General features: G+C 51.8%; 10 protein-coding genes. 4 read left to right on the top strand and 6 right to left on the bottom strand.

From position 1 onward, the window contains the following. Positions 1-179: 179 nt before the first annotated feature. Both lepA and folD read left to right on the top strand, forming a co-directional pair. The gene (gene lepA / locus ACXYMU_RS08600) at positions 180-1,964 is read left to right on the top strand and encodes a translation elongation factor 4 (protein WP_458985964.1); all 1,785 of its coding nucleotides are present in this window, start codon (positions 180-182) and stop codon (positions 1,962-1,964) included. A gap of 109 nt (positions 1,965-2,073) precedes the next feature. Continuing rightward, on the top strand, positions 2,074-2,955 hold the full coding sequence (gene folD, locus ACXYMU_RS08595) for a bifunctional methylenetetrahydrofolate dehydrogenase/methenyltetrahydrofolate cyclohydrolase FolD (protein ID WP_458985963.1): 882 nt from the start codon (positions 2,074-2,076) through the stop codon (positions 2,953-2,955). A gap of 380 nt (positions 2,956-3,335) precedes the next feature. Here folD and thrA read toward each other — a convergent pair whose 3' ends face one another. The 4 genes from thrA to ACXYMU_RS08575 form a co-directional block, all read right to left on the bottom strand. Further along, the gene (thrA, locus tag ACXYMU_RS08590) at positions 3,336-5,783 is read right to left on the bottom strand and encodes a bifunctional aspartate kinase/homoserine dehydrogenase I (protein ID WP_458985962.1); all 2,448 of its coding nucleotides are present in this window, start codon (positions 5,781-5,783) and stop codon (positions 3,336-3,338) included. A 138-nt stretch (positions 5,784-5,921) separates the two neighbouring features. After that, positions 5,922-7,250 (bottom strand): threonine synthase, encoded by a 1,329-nt coding sequence (gene thrC, locus ACXYMU_RS08585; protein WP_458985961.1) that lies wholly within the window; start codon positions 7,248-7,250, stop codon positions 5,922-5,924. Then, complete coding sequence (locus ACXYMU_RS08580; RefSeq protein WP_458985960.1) at positions 7,247-8,206, bottom strand: homoserine kinase; 960 nt, start codon at positions 8,204-8,206, stop codon at positions 7,247-7,249. The genes thrC and ACXYMU_RS08580 overlap by 4 nt, the downstream gene beginning before the upstream one ends. 11 nt (positions 8,207-8,217) lie before the next feature. Then, entirely contained in the window at positions 8,218-9,627 is a 1,410-nt protein-coding gene (locus tag ACXYMU_RS08575) for an aspartate kinase (RefSeq protein WP_458985959.1), read from the bottom strand. Positions 9,628-10,067: 440 nt separating this feature from the next. On the opposite strand from ACXYMU_RS08575, the gene ACXYMU_RS08570 reads away from it, so the two are divergent. Together ACXYMU_RS08570 and ACXYMU_RS08565 are read left to right on the top strand one after the other, a co-directional pair. Beyond that, the gene (locus ACXYMU_RS08570; RefSeq protein ID WP_458985958.1) at positions 10,068-10,721 is read left to right on the top strand and encodes a 7-carboxy-7-deazaguanine synthase QueE; all 654 of its coding nucleotides are present in this window, start codon (positions 10,068-10,070) and stop codon (positions 10,719-10,721) included. A gap of 7 nt (positions 10,722-10,728) precedes the next feature. Continuing rightward, positions 10,729-12,654, top strand: a complete 1,926-nt coding sequence (locus tag ACXYMU_RS08565) for an OmpA family protein (protein WP_458985957.1) — start codon at positions 10,729-10,731, stop codon at positions 12,652-12,654. 135 nt (positions 12,655-12,789) lie between these two features. Here the strand turns inward: ACXYMU_RS08565 and ACXYMU_RS08560 are convergent, their stop codons facing one another. Next, complete coding sequence (locus ACXYMU_RS08560; protein WP_458986221.1) at positions 12,790-14,721, bottom strand: M13 family metallopeptidase; 1,932 nt, start codon at positions 14,719-14,721, stop codon at positions 12,790-12,792. A gap of 478 nt (positions 14,722-15,199) precedes the next feature. After that, positions 15,200-16,957 (bottom strand): ATP-binding protein, encoded by a 1,758-nt coding sequence (locus tag ACXYMU_RS08555; protein ID WP_458985956.1) that lies wholly within the window; start codon positions 16,955-16,957, stop codon positions 15,200-15,202. Between the last annotated feature and the right edge of the window lie 325 nt (positions 16,958-17,282).

Here is a 17,282-nt window from a genome sequence, read left to right as displayed (position 1 = left end):
TTATAGATCATTCATTACATGAACGGGAATCAGGCATGTGTGTTATGTAGCCCGGTAGAGGGTTAATGCTTGTAATCCATGGCAATAGTAAGCGGCGGGGCGCCTATTATATAAATCTTAGCGCTGAAACCGGTGAGAAACGCACTTTCTTCTTAACTTTGTTCTTCGTATAGATATTTATGAAGAACATCCGAAATTTCTGCATCATCGCCCACATTGACCACGGCAAAAGTACCCTGGCCGACCGCCTGCTAGAGTTTACCTCTACGGTGGCAGAGCGTGAGATGCAAAACCAGTTGTTGGATAACATGGACCTGGAGCGCGAGCGCGGCATCACCATCAAGAGCCACGCCATCCAGATGAACTACCATTATAAAGGGGAGGAGTATGTACTGAACCTGATCGACACGCCTGGTCACGTCGATTTCTCTTATGAGGTATCCCGCTCCATTGCGGCCTGCGAAGGCGCTTTGCTGATCGTGGACTCCTCGCAGGGGATCGAGGCACAGACCATCTCGAACCTCTACCTGGCCATCGGCAACGATCTGGAGATCATTCCGGTGCTAAACAAGATCGACTTGCCGCACGCCATGCCAGAGGAGGTGTCAGACCAGATCATTGAGCTGATTGGCTGCGACCAGGAGGACATCATCCTGGCCTCGGGTAAATCAGGCATTGGTATAGAAGATATCCTGAATGCCATCTGTGACCGCATCCCGGCTCCAAAGGGCGACCCGGAGGCACCGTTGCAGGCCCTGATCTTCGACTCTGTTTTCAACTCCTACCGCGGCATCGAGGTTTACTTCCGTATCTTCAACGGCACCCTGAAAAAAGGGCAGAAGGTAAAGTTCATCAACACAGGAAAAACCTACGAGGCCGACGAAATTGGGGTACTCAAACTAAACCAGGAGGCGCGCCAGGAAATGGGGGCCGGTAACGTGGGCTACCTTATTTCCGGTATCAAGAACGCCAAGGAAGTAAAAGTTGGGGATACCATCACCCACGTAGACCGCCCGGCGCTAGGTATACAGGGGTTTGAGGACGTGAAGCCAATGGTATTTGCGGGCATTTACCCGGTAGAGACCAGTGAATACGAAGAGTTGCGCAGCTCGATGGAGAAGCTGCAACTGAATGACGCTTCCCTGGTATGGGAACCTGAAACGTCAGCGGCACTCGGCTTTGGTTTCCGTTGCGGATTCCTGGGTATGCTGCACATGGAAATCGTGCAGGAGCGTTTGGAGCGCGAGTTCGATATGACTGTGATTACCACGGTACCATCGGTACAGTTCCATGCTTATACCACCAAAGAGAACATGGTGAAGGTGAATGCGCCTTCAGAAATGCCTGAGCCGAACTACATCGACCATATTGAGGAGCCGTACATTAAAGCGCAGATCATCACGAAGTCTGAGTTTGTGGGTCCGATCATTACGCTTTGTATGGACAAGCGCGGTATCCTGAAGAACCAAACATACCTGACCAGCGATCGGGTGGAGATGAGCTTTGAAATGCCGCTCGCAGAGATCGTGTTTGACTTCTTTGACAAACTGAAGACTATCTCGCGCGGCTATGCCTCTCTCGATTATGAACTGATCGGTTTCCGGCCATCGAACATGGTGAAGCTGGACATTATGTTGAACGGTGAGAAGGTAGATGCGCTGAGCGCCATCGTGCACCGCGACAAGGCATACGACTGGGGCAAACGCCTCTGCGAGAAGCTGCGCGAGCTGCTCCCGCGCCAAATGTTCGAGATCGCCATTCAGGCAGCTATCGGGCAGAAGATCATTTCCCGCGAAACGGTCAAAGCAATGCGTAAGAACGTGTTGGCAAAATGCTACGGCGGGGATATTTCGCGTAAGCGCAAACTGCTCGAGAAACAGAAGAAAGGTAAGAAACGCATGCGCCAGGTAGGTAACGTGGAGATTCCGCAAGAAGCCTTCTTAGCTGTGCTTAAACTCGACTAAATACACCAAGCCCCAACGTGCCACCGCGCGGCGGGGCTTTTTACTTAATGCAACTTCCTGGTAAATCACGTATTCAAACCATTCGTAATTAAAAATTCGCAAGTATACTATGACCCTGCTCGACGGCAAAAAAACATCTGAAGCCATACAACAAGAGATAGCTGCTGAGGTAGCTGCATTGAAAGCCGGTGGTGCCCGTGCCCCACACCTGGCAGCCATACTCGTCGGGAACGACGGTGGCTCCGTGACCTATGTGAACAACAAGGTGCTGGCCTGCGAGCTCGTAGGATTCGAGTCCTCGCTGTTCCACTACGAAGACACTATCACAGAAGCCGAGCTGCTGAATAAAATTGAAGAACTGAACCAGAACGATGCCATTGATGGCTTTATCGTTCAGCTGCCTTTGCCCAAGCACATCGACCCAGAGAAGGTGCTGGAGGCCATTGACCCACGGAAGGATGTGGACGGCTTTCACCCAACCAACGTGGGACGCATGGTGGCAGGCCTGCCGGCTTACCTGCCTGCCACGCCTGCTGGTATTTTGCAGCTGCTGGAGCGTTACCAGATCGAGACGAGCGGCAAGCACTGCGTGGTGATTGGCCGCAGCAACATTGTGGGTTCTCCTATGAGTATTTTGATGGCAAAGAGTGCTTACCCAGGTAACTGCACCGTAACCATCTGCCACAGCCGCACCGTGGATCTGCCGTCTTATACCCGCCAGGCTGATATCATCATTGCTGCCATCGGTAAACCAGAATTTGTTACTGCCGATATGGTGAAAGACGGCGTGGTAGTGATTGACGTGGGCACAACCCGTGTGCCAGACGCTTCTCGCAAATCAGGTTTCCGCTTGAAAGGAGATGTTAACTTTGACGAGGTGGCCCCGAAGAGCAGCTACATCACACCGGTGCCAGGAGGTGTTGGCCCGCTCACGATTGCCATGCTGCTCAAAAATACGCTAAAAGCAGCGAAGAACGAGGTATACGCTTAAGTTTTAGCTGCACCTAGCTAAACGTGATACGCAAGTATCAAGTACAGTATAAAAAAAAGCCCCCGCTGTTGTCATAATAGCGGGGGCTTTTAATTAACACTTGTTCTAACTTTTAGGCTTCGCTGTCATTTCGACCTACGGGAGAAATCTGGGTAGTTTGATTGCCCCTGATTAGTTCGATTTTCCACATAGTTGAAGCGGTAGCATGCTTTTACACAGACAGGCCTTAATGCAATGTCGTCAACTTAAGGAGTCAATGTATAGATTTTGTCATTTCGACCCACGTGAGAAATCTAAATTAAGATACAGTAGAGCCATGTGTCAGATTTCTCACTAGCGTTCGAAATGACAGTTTTTTCTTAGGTTGACGGCATTGGGCCTTAATGTGCGCCTACGTTCACGATATCGGCGAATACGCCTGCGGCTGTTACCTCAGCGCCTGCTCCCGGCCCCTTTACCACCATTGGGCGTTCTTTATACCGGTCGGTGGTGAAGGAGATGATGTTGTCGCTGCCGGAGAGGGTGTAAAATGGATGGCTTTCGTCTACCATCTGCAGGGAGATGGATGCCTTGCCTTCATCCAGCGTACCAATGTAGCGTAACACCTTGCCCTGGCTTTCCGCCGTGTCTTTCATCGATCGGAAGTATCCTTCAGCCGCCTTTAACTCCGCATAAAATTCTGAAACCGACGTCGCCTGCAGGCAGGAAGGGGGCAGGATATTATCGATCTGCACATCCTTTGCCTCCAATGGGTAACCAGCATCGCGTGCCAGGATCAGGATTTTACGCATGAAATCCATGCCGCTCAGGTCATCGCGCGGGTCCGGCTCGGTATACCCTTTCTCCTGCGCCGACTTCACGACGTCATGGAAAGACGCATCGCCTTTAAAGTTGTTAAAGATAAACGAGATCGTACCAGACAGGATCGCTTCAATGCGCTGAACCCGGTCACCACTCATCATCAGGTCTTTCAAGGTGCGGACAATCGGTAGGCCAGCACCCACATTCGTCTCGTAATAAAAGTCTACACCGTGCTGAAACGCAGTGTCTTTAAAAAGTTTATACTGCTGATAATCAGACGAGTTTCCTATTTTGTTGCAAGTAACGATGGAGATGTTTGACTTAAACACTTCCTCGTAATAGCGGATAGGGGCAGGGCTGGCGGTATTGTCTGCCAGCACGCAGTTGGGCAAGTTCATCTGCTTCATACGCGAGATGAACTCCGGCAGGTCTGCGGGCTCACCGGCTGCCTCGAGCACCTCCTTCCAGTTTTCCAGAGGCAACCCATCCGCGTCAAAGACCATCTGGCGGCTGTTACTGATGCCGACCACCTTTACCTGTATGCCATTGTGCTGCTGCAGGAAGTTCTGGTGTTCCTGTAACTGCTTGATTAAAGTGCTGCTAATGTTACCGGTTCCCAGGCAGAAGAGGTGCAAAGACTTTTTGAGCTCAGTGAAAAACGCGTCGTGTACGCTGTTCAGCGCCTTGGTCAGGTCCTGGTGCAGGATGATAACGGAGATGTTATACTCCGAAGAGCCCTGGGCAATGGCGCGCACGTTCACGCCATTACGGCCCAGCGCATGGAAGAGCTTGCCCGAAATGCCCGGTGTCTCCTTCATGTTCTCGCCCACAATGGCCAGCACCGACAGGTCCTGCTCAATCGTAGGGACTTCCAGTTTCTCGGCTCTCAGTTCCAGTTCAAACTCCTGCTCAATGAGGCGCTTCGCTTTGGGTGCGTCTGTCGGGTGCAAGGCAAACGTGATGCTGTGCTCTGACGAAGCCTGGGTGATCAGGATCACATTGATCTGCTCGCGGGACAGCAGCGAGAAGAGGCGCCCGCTATACCCGGCTTTGCCCACCATGCCACTGCCCTGCAGGTTGATGATGCTAACCTGGTTTATAGACGAGATCCCTTTGATGCTGGTCCCATTCTTCTGCGTGTCATGGCGTATGGCCGTTCCGGGGAAGCCTGGATTGTTGATATTGCGGATATTGAGCGGAATCCGCTTCATAAAGGCCGGGGTCATGGAAGGTGGGTAGATTACCCGCGCACCGAAGTACGACAGTTCCATGGCCTCGATGTATGAAAGCTCCGTGAGCGGAATCGCCTTCTTCACCATCTTTGGGTCCGCGGTCAGCATACCGTTCACATCGGTCCATATTTGGATCTCAGTACAGCCTAGGGCAGCACCTATCAGCGCGGCGGTATAATCAGAGCCACCACGGCCAAGCGTGGTGATCTGCCCGTAGTCGTCACTGGCAATAAAGCCTGTCACGAAAAGCAGCTCATCTTTGTGCTCGTGGTAGAAGGAGCGCACCAACAGGTCAGTGGTCTCCTGTTGCACCCGTGCATGCCCAAAGCTGCTGTCTGTCTTGATTAACTGCGACGCGTCCACATACCGGGCTTCCGGGAAGCGCGCTGTAGCCGCTTTGCTCACAAGCAGAGTCGTGCAGCGTTCGCCGTAGCTAAGCACCAAATCCTTAGTTTTGGGGGTAAGCTCACGCAACGAAGAAACTCCCTGTAGCAATCCTTCCAACTCTATAAAGTACTCCTTCAGCTGGCTGTTCACTGCCTGGTAGCGCTCCTTGTCCAGCAGGCCACGAGCAACTTCCAGGTGCTGCTGCTCCAGTTCCTCTAGGTAATGCAGGTAGTTTTTGCCGTCGGCAGCAATGTCGGCCATGCTTGCCAGCAGATTGGTCACACCGCTCATGGCCGATAACACCACAACCGGTTTCTCTGATTTCGCTTCGTCGGCAAGTATGTCTAGCAAGGTGAGGATGTTTTGGACAGAGCCAACGGTTGTTCCCCCGAATTTCAGGACTTTCATAGATTTAATACGCTATGGTGACACTGCGAAGTTTTGCCTCGCAGGTTGTTTATATTTAAGGTATAGAGCGTAAAGCGGCTAAGGCTTTGTGCTTGAAATGTTGCTTAATGCTTAGTTAAATCGTAATAGGATAACATGTTAATTACCAGTGGTAGTATGAGTTTTATGTTGCTCCTGTAATAACTCAGCCAATGCCTCAAATTCGTTTGGAATGTGGCTTGCCAGTTTTGTTCTTCCAAGAAAAGCCTTCAGTTGAGCCGGTAGTGCAATGTCAGCTCCCAGCACCTCATCTATTGTCTGCTTGAATTTAGCAGGGTGTGCGGTTTCCAGGAATATGCCATCTGTTTGCAGGGCTGGCAACTGCTCTTTAAGGGCCATGTAAGCAATCGCTCCGTGCGGGTCCAGTAGGTATCCGCCATGTTCCTTTACTGTTTTAATAGTATTCCGAATAGGCTCGTCAGCTGTCCAATAGCCTTTCACGACAGCTTTCATATTCTCATACGTATTCCCGAATATCTCCAGGATGCGTGGGAAATTGTTCGGGCTTCCCACATCCATGGCGTTGGCAATGGTGGCCACAGAAGGGGCGGGGGTATATTCCCCTGACTCCAGGTATGCCGGTACGATCCTGTTCAGGTTAGTGGCAGCCACAAAAAACTTAACTGGTAGGCCCATCTGTCTGGCCAGCACGCCGGCAGCCAAGTTTCCGAAATTGCCGCTTGGTACCGAGAAGGTGACTTCTGCCCTTGCATCCTGCTGCTTTCGCCACTGCCCCCAGGCATAAAAGTAATACACCATTTGCGGCAGCCAGCGGGCCACGTTGATCGAGTTGGCCGAGGAAAGCTGCATCTCTTTGGATAATTCAGGGTCAGCAAAGGCCTGTTTTACTAGGTGCTGGCAATCGTCAAAGGTGCCGTCTACCGCAACAGCATGTATGTTCTGGCCCAGCGTGGTAAACTGCATCTCCTGGATGTCACTCACCCCGCCGTTTGGGTACAAAATCACTACTTCAATATTGTCAACCCCCAGGAAGCCATTGGCCACCGCGCTTCCTGTGTCGCCGGAAGTGGCAACCAGCACAGTCACGGGTTTACCGGGCTCGGCAAAGGTTTGCAGGCAACGCGACATAAACCGGGCGCCGATATCTTTAAAGGCACAGGTAGGGCCATGGAACAGCTCCAGGCTAAAAATGCCATCCTCGACTTTTACCAATGGAACCGGAAAAGTGAAGACTTCGTCGCATATCTGCCGCAAGGCAACCGGTGAGATGTCCTCAGCCACATAAGGCTGCAGCACTTTATAGGCTATTTCCGGTAAGGTCATGTCAGGCAGTGCCTCAAAAAAATCTGCGCTTAAAGCGGGCACCTTCTCCGGGAAGAACAATCCTTTGTCTTGTGGCAAACCTTTTACAACCGCTTCCTTGAAGCTTATTTTAGGGGATTGGCGGTTAGTGCTGTAATATTTCATGCTTGTGCTTTTAAAGAAGGTTGTTGAATCAATCGTGCCCCTTGCTCAGGCACTTGGGTTACATAGGCGTGCAGGTCGATGCCACTGTTTTGGTAGACCTGCTCAATGGCCTTGCGCACCCTCACCGCATCTGCCTCTTTTGCCGATAGGGCGAAGATAGACGGGCCTGAACCAGAGATGCCCGAACCCAGGGCGCCGGCATCGAGGGCTGCCTGCTTGGCTTGTTTAAACAGCGGGATCAGAAAAGCGCGCTCCGGTTCGAATATCTCATCGTGCAGGCTGCGGCTGATCAGGCTATAGTCTGCTTTCAGCAAACCGGCCATCAGCCCAGCCAGGTTACCCCATTGCCGGATGCCTTTCTGCAACGGGATTTCCTTTTTGAGAATACTGCGAGCCAGGGAGGTCTTGAGCTCTACCTGCGGATGCACTACCGTGCAGTATAACTCCACCGGCACGCCCAATGGCACCACATCCAGCGGGTCGTAGCTGCGCACCAGCACAAACCCACCCAGCAGCGAAGGGGCCACATTGTCGGCATGCGCCGAACCGGAGGCAAGGCGCTCGCCCTCCATGGCAAAAGGCACCAGCTCTTCGGTGGTAAACGGCTTGCCCAGCAACTCATTCACCGCGTACGCTGCGGCGGCAGAACTAGCGGCACTGCTGCCCAGGCCACTGCCCACGGGCATTCCTTTGTGCAGTTGCATGTCCAGGCCAAAAGGGACCTGCAGCGTCTCCAGCATTTTCCGGGCCACTACGCCGATCACGTTCTCGTCGGGGTTTGTAGACAAGCCACTGATGCCGTGAATCTCAGAGATGGTGACACCCGGTTCCTCTACCTTTCGCACCCATACCTCATCGCCGGGCTGGTCCAGGGCAAAGCCCAGCACGTCAAACCCACAGCAGACGTTGGCTACAGTGGCGGGGGCAAATACTTTTGTGTACTTCAATGCATTCATATCGTAAGCCTTTAGGCCAGTTCTTTTGTTGTTTCTTCGTGCTTCGCCAGAAAGAAGCTGTTGTGCAACAGGTTAACCGCGTGCACGGAGTCTTTTCCGCTTACTACCAGGGAGATGTTACGCTCGGTTGCGCCCTGGGCAATAGCCCGGATGTTGATGGCGTGGTCGCCCAGGATAGAGAACATGGTGCCGGCTATACCTGGCTGCTGTATCATGCCATTGCCTACAATGGCTACAATGCTCATATGTTGCTCCAGGTTCACGGGGTCAACCTCCCCAGCGGCCATGTGGTATTCAAATTCCTGTGTCAGGGCTTCCAGCGCGGCTTGTCCTTCGGTATCGGCCATGGCGATGGTGATGCTTTGCTCCGAGGACGACTGCGTGATAAAATAGATGTTGATGTTGCGGGTGGCCACCGCCTTGAACAGGCGCATGGCAATACCCGGCACGCCCACCATGCCGCTGCCGCTCAGCGTGATCAGGGCAATATTATCGATGCAGGAAACGCCTTTAATGATGTTCGGTCCCGGTTTCGGGTTTGCTGTGATCAGCGTGCCGATGTGCGTAGGATTGAAGGTGTTCTTAAGCAGCAGAGGAATGTTGGCCGAGACCAACGGAGCGATGGTAGGGGGGTATAGCACCTTCGCCCCAAAATATGCCAGCTCCATGGCCTCTTTATAACTCAGCTCTTTAATGGAGTGCGCTGCCTTTACCTTGCGCGGGTCAGCGGTGTACATGCCATCCACATCCGACCATACCTCCAGCCGCTCCGCGTCCAGGGCAGCAGCATAGATAGAGGCACTGTAGTCTGAACCGCCGCGGCCCAGCACAGAGGTCTTGCCAGCCTCGGTTTTAGCAATAAAGCCCGGGGCTACTACAAGCGCCACGTCAGGCATCGTGTCTTTGATGCGCCCATAGGTTTTTAGCTGGTTTACTTTAGCGTTTAAATAATTACTGTCAGTGATGATATAGTCGCGGCTGTCTATCAGTGTGTTTGGCAGGTCTTTATGATGAAAGGCAATCGACACGATAGAAGAGGAGAGCAGCTCACCATACGACATCACCCGGGCCTTCACGCTGTCGCTCAGTTCGTCGAGCAGCAATACGCCCTGGCAGATATCCTCCAGTTCGCGCAGCAATAGCTTCACCTTTCCTTTCACGTCCACCTGGTAGCTGAACGGCACCAACTCCTCGATGGCCTCCATGTGCTTGGTTTCCAGTTGCTGTATCACCTCATGGTAACTGGCGTCGTGCCCGGCGGCTTTCTGGTAGCACGACACCAGCATGTCTGTGACACCCGACATGGCCGAAACCACCACAATCATTTGCTTCGGATATTGCTTTTCTTTTATAACTGCGGCAATTTGATTTATTGCAGTTGCGTTAGACACAGAGGTGCCGCCAAATTTTAAAACCAGCATGGGGATAATATATAAACTTGATAATAGGAAATATGCCTTACAGGAGGCCTAAACCGCAGGTTGCGCGATATTAGAGAAGGGACGATATGTATAAATTTACCCCACAAGGGGTAATAATGGTGATCGCTGTAACGCCAAAAAAAAGCATAGTTTTCCCTGTGTTCAAAAAATGCAGCGATATGTTTTTTAAGCCGTTCATTATTTATATCGAAGGCAAAGTACTACCTGTTTTACACAATTGCTAATATTTTTTAACTTTTAATGTAAAAAGAGTAAAGAAGCGGGTGGCCATACTTTCTCAACGGAACGTTAAGCGCTGCGGTGCTTGTTGCATTTTTAGCTAAATTGCACCTTCTGTACAAAGGGCTATCATCCCCTGCGGAGCGAACCATGAAATTTTAGAGGGCAGGGGAGCAATCCTCAGCCACATTTGCACGAAATTGGAAGTAACAAAAGCATACCAGACGGCCTCCATCCATACCGTACCCAAAGATGGAAGCGCGCTTCCGCTGATGGAGGCATTTTATACCATACAGGGCGAAGGCGCCAACACCGGCACAGCAGCTTACTTTATTCGGCTGGGAGGCTGCGACGTAGGCTGCCACTGGTGCGACGTAAAGGAGTCGTGGGATGCGGAACAGCACCCGCTCACACCCGTGCACGATATTGTGGAGATGGCAGATGCCTATCCGGGCAAGTCCATTGTGATTACGGGCGGCGAGCCCTTGCTCTACAACATGCAGCCGCTCACCGAACAGTTGCAGCAGCGCGGTATCCGTACCATGATCGAAACCTCCGGCGCCTATCGTATTAGTGGGGTGTGGGACTGGGTATGCCTTTCGCCTAAAAAATTCAAAGCGCCCGACGCATCGGTGTATCCCTTCGCAAGCGAGTTGAAAGTCGTGATCTTTAACAAGAGCGATTTTAAGTGGGCCGAGGAGCATGCCGCCTTGGTGGGGCCCGGCTGCCAATTATACCTGCAGCCAGAGTGGGGCAAGACCAACGAGATCATGCCTCTGATAGTAGAGTATGTGAAGCTGCACCCCCAATGGCGTGTTTCCCTTCAGACGCACAAATACATGGACATCCCGTAACAGACCTATGACGAAACACCTGCTCGCCTTTTTATTGCTGCTGACGATGTGCACCGCTGCGTTTGCCCAACAGCACAAGCTCAGTACCACCTCATCCAAGGCAGCCAAGCTCTACGAGAAAGCAGATGTTTACGCCATGAACCGGGACTTTGAGCGGGCGCTGCAAAGCCTTGCCGAAGCGATTGAAAAAGACCCCCAGTTTGTAGACGCCTACATCAGAGCCGCCAAACTGCAGAAAATGATGGGCAACAAGACGGCAGTGTATGAACTCCTGAAAAAGGGCCTGCCCCTGGTGGCGTTTACACCCGCCTACGGTGGCCTTTACTTTGATTTGGCCGACCTGCAATTTGAGCGCGGGGAGTACGCCGCCGCCATGGAGAATTACAAATTATTCCTCCAGTCCAAGCCAAAAAGCCAGCAGCTGATCAGCTGGTCTCGGAACCAGATCAAATCGGCGGAGTTTGCGATTGAGGCGATGGCTAAGCCGGTTCCTTTCACTCCGGTGCAAATGCCCGCCCACCTCAACCGGTTCGGGTTACAGTATTTCCCGTACACCACCGCCGACCAGCGCTATTTCATTTATACCACCCGCTTAAGCTCACGCCCCGATCACGACGAGAACATTTATATCAGTGAGCGTAAGAACGGGCAATGGCAGGAGCCGGCCTCCATTTCAACTAACATCAATACAAAAGCCAACGAGGGGGCGGCCACGATTTCGGGAGATGGCAAGACGCTGGTCTTTACGTCCTGCAACCGCCCCGACGGGCAAGGCGACTGCGACCTTTATATCTCCTCCAGAACCGGCGATAACTGGAGCAAGCCCAGCAATATGGGTAAGCTTGTCAACTCCAAGGCTTGGGACTCTCAGCCAAGCCTGTCAGCCGACGGGCGCACGCTTTACTTTTCATCCACCCGCGGGGGAGGTATAGGAAAGGAGGACATCTGGGTAGCGAGCTTGCAGGAAGACGGGACCTGGCAAAGGCCCGTGAACCTCGGAAAAACCGTCAACTCGGCGGGCCGTGACATGGCGCCCTCCGTGCATACCAGCGGGTCCACCTTATATTTTGTGAGTGATGGCCATTTGGGGCTCGGCGGGCTCGATGTGTTTAAGGTGACCCGCAAGCAGGGCAAGCCGTGGTCGGAGCCCCAAAACCTGGGCTACCCGCTGAATACGCAGGCAGATGAAGGCTCTCTGTTTATCACCTCTGATAACAAGGTGGGATATTACTCGCGGCAAGTAACCACCGATGCCGGCGCGCCGAGCATCCAACTGTTCCAGTTCGATGTGCCGCAGGAGTGGCGCAGCAGCGAGAACAGCACCTATGCCCAAGGCCGTATCTTCGACAAAAGCACTAAAAAGCCCCTGGCTGCCCAGGTGCAACTGTATGATGTGGCCACAGACTCGCTGGTGCAGCAGGTCAATTCTGACAAAGAGAACGGCGAATACACGGTTGTGCTGACGGAAGGCAAGCAGTATGCCCTTTACGTGACCGCGCCCCAGTACCTGCTCAACAGCCTCAGCTTTGATTATACCTCCCCCAAATCGCTCTCGCCAGTGGCGCTGGATGTATACCTGGAGCCCATCAAGGCAGGAGCAGCCGTCGTGCTGAACAATTTGTTTTTTGAAACAGGGGCATACAAACTCGCCGATAACTCCAAAACGGAACTGAACAAGCTCATCCGTTTTCTGCAGCAGAACGAAGCGTTGAAGCTGGAGATTGTCGGGCATACCGACGATGTGGGCTCTGATAAAGCCAATCAGGTTCTGTCTGAGCAAAGAGCCCTGGCTGTGGTAGATTACCTGCGCACGCATGGCATCAGCAAAAACAGGCTACGCCACAAAGGGTATGGCGAAAGCAGCCCGGTGGTCGCCAACAACTCAGAGGAAAACAGGCAGCTTAACCGGCGTATCGAAATGCGCGTGCTCTAATAGGGCCCCTGTAATTGCCCAGGCATGGACCTGAACCTGCATTAATTTTATAGCTGACACGCACGAACCCAATGCAATAAAAAACCCTCCGGCACCTATGCACCGGAGGGTTTTTAGTTTTGTGCTAGCAAAAGCTTACCAGAGTCTGATTCTATCTTCCGGAGCTTTGTAAAGCTTATCACCTGGCTGTACGTTGAAGGCCTCGTACCAGGCATCCATGTTCACGGGGGCACCGATGGTACGGTACTCGCCTGGCGAATGCGGGTCTGTTACGATTTGCTGAGCAGCGCTTTCTGGCAGGATATTGCCGCGCCATACCTGCGCCCACGACAGGAAGAAACGCTGATCAGGCGTAAAGCCGTCGATCTTCTCACCGGACTTGCCCTGCTCTGTCATTTTAAAGGCTTCGTAAGCGGCGTTCAGGCCACCCAGGTCACCGATGTTCTCACCTAGCGTCAGCTTGCCATTCACATGAATGGTATCTAGCACGGTATAGTTGTCGTACTGCGTGGCCAGTTGCTGTGCCTTTGCCTTGAAGCGGGCCAGGTCTTGCTCTGTCCACCAGTTGCGCAGCGTACCGTCTTTGTCATACTGGCTACCGGAGTCATCGAAACCATGCGAAATCTCGTGGCCGATCACCGCGCCTATACCACCGTAGTTCACTGCGTCATCCGCTTTCGGGTCGAAGAACGGAAACTGCAGGATACCAGCCGGGAACACGATCTCGTTCATCACCGGGCTATAGTAGGCGTTCACCGTTGGAGGCGTCATACCCCACTTGGTTCTGTCCACGGGCTTACCCAGCTGGCTAATCATGTCGTTGTAGCTCCACTTGTCGGCGTTGCGCAGGTTCTGGAAAAAAGACTTGCGGCTGATGTCCATTCCCTCGTAGGTCTTCCAGTTATCCGGGTAACCGATCTTTGGGGTGAAGGCATGCAGTTTCGCCAAGGCTTTTTCCTTCGTCTCAGCGCTCATCCAATCCAGGTTGTTGATCCGAATCTCGTAGGCTTTGATCAGGTTGCTGATCATGTCCTGCATTCTGGCTTTCGCCTCTGGCTTGAAGTGCTCTTTCACGTAAAGCTGCCCCAAGAGCTCACCGATGGTGCGGTCAGTCAACTGCGACATGCGCTGCCAGCGTGGCGTTTGTACTTTCTGTCCGGACAAAGCCTGGCTGTAGGCAAAGTTCGCATCAACGAAATCTGAGCTCAGGTAAGGGGCAGAAGACTTCAGCACGTTCCACTGCAGGTAAGTCTGCCAGTCAGCCACGGGGGTTGCTGTCAGCAGATCGTTCAGGGCTGTGAAGAATTTCGGGTTGTTCACCAGAATGGTGTCCTGACCCGTTACCTTCATCTTCGCCAGCATCGACTCCCATGCAATGTTTGGAGTCATTTTGCTGAGATCGGCCACCGCGAATTTATTGTATGTCTTGTAAGGATCGCGCATTTCAACACGGGCCATTTGCGCCTCGGCCATTTTCTTTTCCAGGTTAAAGATGGTTTCAGCGTTTTGCTTTGCTTTCGCGTCTTTTACCCCGGTTAGTGTAAACAGCTTGGTGATGTATGTTTTATAGGCCTCCTGTATTTTCTGGCTACGTGCATCATCCTTCAGGTAGTAATCGCGGTCTGGGAGGGTGGTGCCACCCTGGCTCAGCTGCGGCACCATGTTCTCCACGTTCTTGCGGTCCTGGCCCACATAGAAGCCAAACATAGGCGAGGCGAACCCAGAGGCACGCAAGGCAGTTGCCTCATTCAACACTGCGTCTAAGCTCTTCACTGAACCGACTCTTTTCAGGTCAGCCTTGATGGGCTTATAGCCAGCCTTCTCAATCGCTGCGCTGTCCATAGCCGCTGCATAGAAGTCGCCTACGCGCTTTTCTACAGAGCCAGCGGCTGCACTCTTGTTTGCCGCCGCATCGTTCAGGATAGACCGTACTGCGCCAATGTTAAAATCGCGCAGCAGGTTAAAGCTTCCCCAGCGCGTTTCTTTGGCCGGAACAGGGTTGTTCTTCAGCCAGGTACCGCTGGCATAGGTATAAAAATCATCGCCAGGCTTCACGCTTAAGTCCATGTTGGCCTTGTCGATGAACTGATCTTCGCCTTTAGTTTGTGCAACGGCTGATGTTCCGTAAAGGGCAGCAGCACCGAATAGTAGTAGCCTGAGGTGGTTTTTCCAGTTAGACATGTGTGTTTGTAAGGTTTGTAAATATTAGAAAGTGTTGTGATCGGCTTTAAAAAGGGTATTTGATCCGCCTAATTTAAAGCATTATTTTTTAATTTTTATCTTAAAATCAACCTTTAGATCAGGGTAGTGCAAGCGATGTTACCGCTAAAACGAGTATCTAAAAATGTGATTTCGTAAAGATAGGGTACAAATTCTATGCCTCAACGTTTAAACACTGAAAAAAGTGTCGTTCACTCATGAAATTCAGGAAGGGGATCTGGGTATAAATAGGGCAATGCACGCTATGGTCGGGCGACGCGAGAAAAATATGCGTGACAGGATGGACGCATCAGCCAAAAGTGACTAACAGTTCCTACCAGGTCTGTTAATTGCTGTGTTGCACTTTTTTAGCATCGTACGTAAACGTGATGCCTTGCTTTAATCCAGCACGTTGAAGCGTTAGGGTGAACACAGTGCCTTTGCCTTCCTCGCTGTCCACTTGAATGGTGCCATGCTGGTTCTCTACGAACTCTTTGCAAAGCATTAGCCCTAAGCCGGTGCCTTTTTCGTTCTGCGTGCCGGGTGTGGTATAACGTTCGCTGGAGAATAGTTTCCGCACGTTTTTAGAAGGTATACCCACACCGTCGTCCTTTACGGTTAAGATCACCTGGTCGTCCTCGGCGCGAGCCGCAATCTGGACGAGCCCGCCCACAAACGTAAATTTAATCGCGTTGAGCAATAGGTTGCGCAGCACAAAGTTCAACCTTTCCTGATCGGCTAGCACGCTGACATCCGCTTCGATGCTGGTCTCAAACCGTATGCCTTTATCAAGTGCCTGTGTTTTGGCGTACTCCAGGTTCTGGTTCACAACAGCCTGAAGTGAAAGCGGAACCAACTGCAACTCAGTTTCCTCTAACTGCGCTTTCGACCAGAGCAGTATATTGTCGAGCATGGCGCTGCTGGCTTCCATATTGGTGTTCAGTAGTTTGAGGGCATGCATTTTCTGGCTCTCTGTGATCGCGTTATGCTGCACGAGCTTCAGCACCCCCCGGATGTTATTGAACGGGTTGCGCAGATCGTGCGAGATAATTGAGAAGATCTTCGTTCGGAAATGCTTGTGCTTTTCCAGTTCCTCGTTCTTAGCCAGAAGCTCCTGTGCCTGGTTCTGTATCTCGTTTCGCTGTGAGTGCATCAGCTGGTTCGATTCCTGCAGCTCTGTATACGCTAGCCGAAGGCGACGCTTGTTCAAGTAAAGCATCACCATAATAGCCAGCAATAGCAGCAAAGCAACACTTACCAATAGCAGGATAGTACGATGCATTTCTATTTTGTCCGCCTGGAGGGCTTGCTGGGCTTTTAGCTGCTGGTTCTCAAGTTCCTTGGCCTCTGACCGGTACCGCACAGCCGTTTCTGCAGCTTTTTTGTGCTGTGCGGCCAAATCTATTTCTGTCAGCTCAGACTCGTAAACCGACAAATAGTAATAGGCATCTTTGTAGTTTTGAGTGGCAGCATATAACTGCTCCAGCTGTTTAGAGGCCGATGCAATACCGCTCTTATTGCCCTGGGCCCTTGCCATACCGAAAGCTTGCTCTGCATAATCGATAGCAGGTTGTTGCTGGCCCGTAGCCAGGTAATGCTTAGACAGGCTAAGCAAAATTGGTATAAAAAGGTCGGTTCTTGCCGTTTCCTGCGCAATGCCTTTCGCTTTCTTGAGCGCTGTGATGCCTGACTGGTGTTGTTTTACCCTGGCGTAGTTTTCACCGAGGTAGTATAGGCTAATGGCGACTCCCTGTTTGTTGTGCAGCGACTCATACGTGCCGGAAGCTATTCTATGATATAGGATCGCTTTATGATATTTGCCTTGCGTTGCGTAAAGTAAACCGATCCTGTTATAAAGTTTGCCCAAAGCCGCCCGGTAAGGCTTTGCCTTGGCCACCGCAATGGCCGAGCGGTAAGTCTTTAAAGACTGGCGGTGCGTATTCGAAAGGCGGTAAGCATCGCCGAGCTTAAGATAGGCAGCGAGCATACTCACTGTGTCCTTCGCCTGCATAGCGGTAGACAGCGCTTCGAGGTCATGCGCTAATGTATGAGCAGTATCGGCGGTGTTGGACTGGGATGGATGCGGAGCGCCTGCCTGAGCCAAAAAACAAGGGCAACTTAGTGCAACTGCCAATAAAGAGCGAATCAACAGCTTTCTCATACAAGGCGAGCGCGCGTAGGTATAAGGAGTATAAAGAATCTCATCTTGTTCGCCATTTCAGAGTAGCACAGCACTATAACAATAGAGTGACTGCTGTTGCTTATAAGTTTTGTTTTGTAGCGTTAAGCGCTGCTATTTCAGTGCAATTTATAGCCTTATTTTGCTAAATAGAACTGATTTGTAAATTAAATTTCATTTATATAGTACAAATGGTATTTATAATGTTTTAACTGGATTATAGTTTGTTTTTGTGTGGTGTTGAAGTATA

The sequence above is a fragment of the Pontibacter sp. CAU 1760 genome (genome assembly GCF_054482735.1).
The sequence above is the reverse complement of the archived record's forward strand: the minus strand, read 5'-3'. Positions and strand labels throughout refer to the sequence as shown.

Coding starts and splice junctions, on each gene's coding strand:
- lepA (WP_458985964.1), top strand. CDS start 180: ATGAAGAACATCCGAAATTTCTGCATCATCGCCCACATTGACCACGGC.
- folD (WP_458985963.1), top strand. CDS start 2,074: ATGACCCTGCTCGACGGCAAAAAAACATCTGAAGCCATACAACAAGAG.
- thrA (WP_458985962.1), bottom strand. CDS start 5,783: ATGAAAGTCCTGAAATTCGGGGGAACAACCGTTGGCTCTGTCCAAAAC.
- thrC (WP_458985961.1), bottom strand. CDS start 7,250: ATGAAATATTACAGCACTAACCGCCAATCCCCTAAAATAAGCTTCAAG.
- ACXYMU_RS08580 (WP_458985960.1), bottom strand. CDS start 8,206: ATGAATGCATTGAAGTACACAAAAGTATTTGCCCCCGCCACTGTAGCC.
- ACXYMU_RS08575 (WP_458985959.1), bottom strand. CDS start 9,627: ATGCTGGTTTTAAAATTTGGCGGCACCTCTGTGTCTAACGCAACTGCA.
- ACXYMU_RS08565 (WP_458985957.1), top strand. CDS start 10,729: ATGACGAAACACCTGCTCGCCTTTTTATTGCTGCTGACGATGTGCACC.
- ACXYMU_RS08560 (WP_458986221.1), bottom strand. CDS start 14,721: ATGGACTTAAGCGTGAAGCCTGGCGATGATTTTTATACCTATGCCAGC.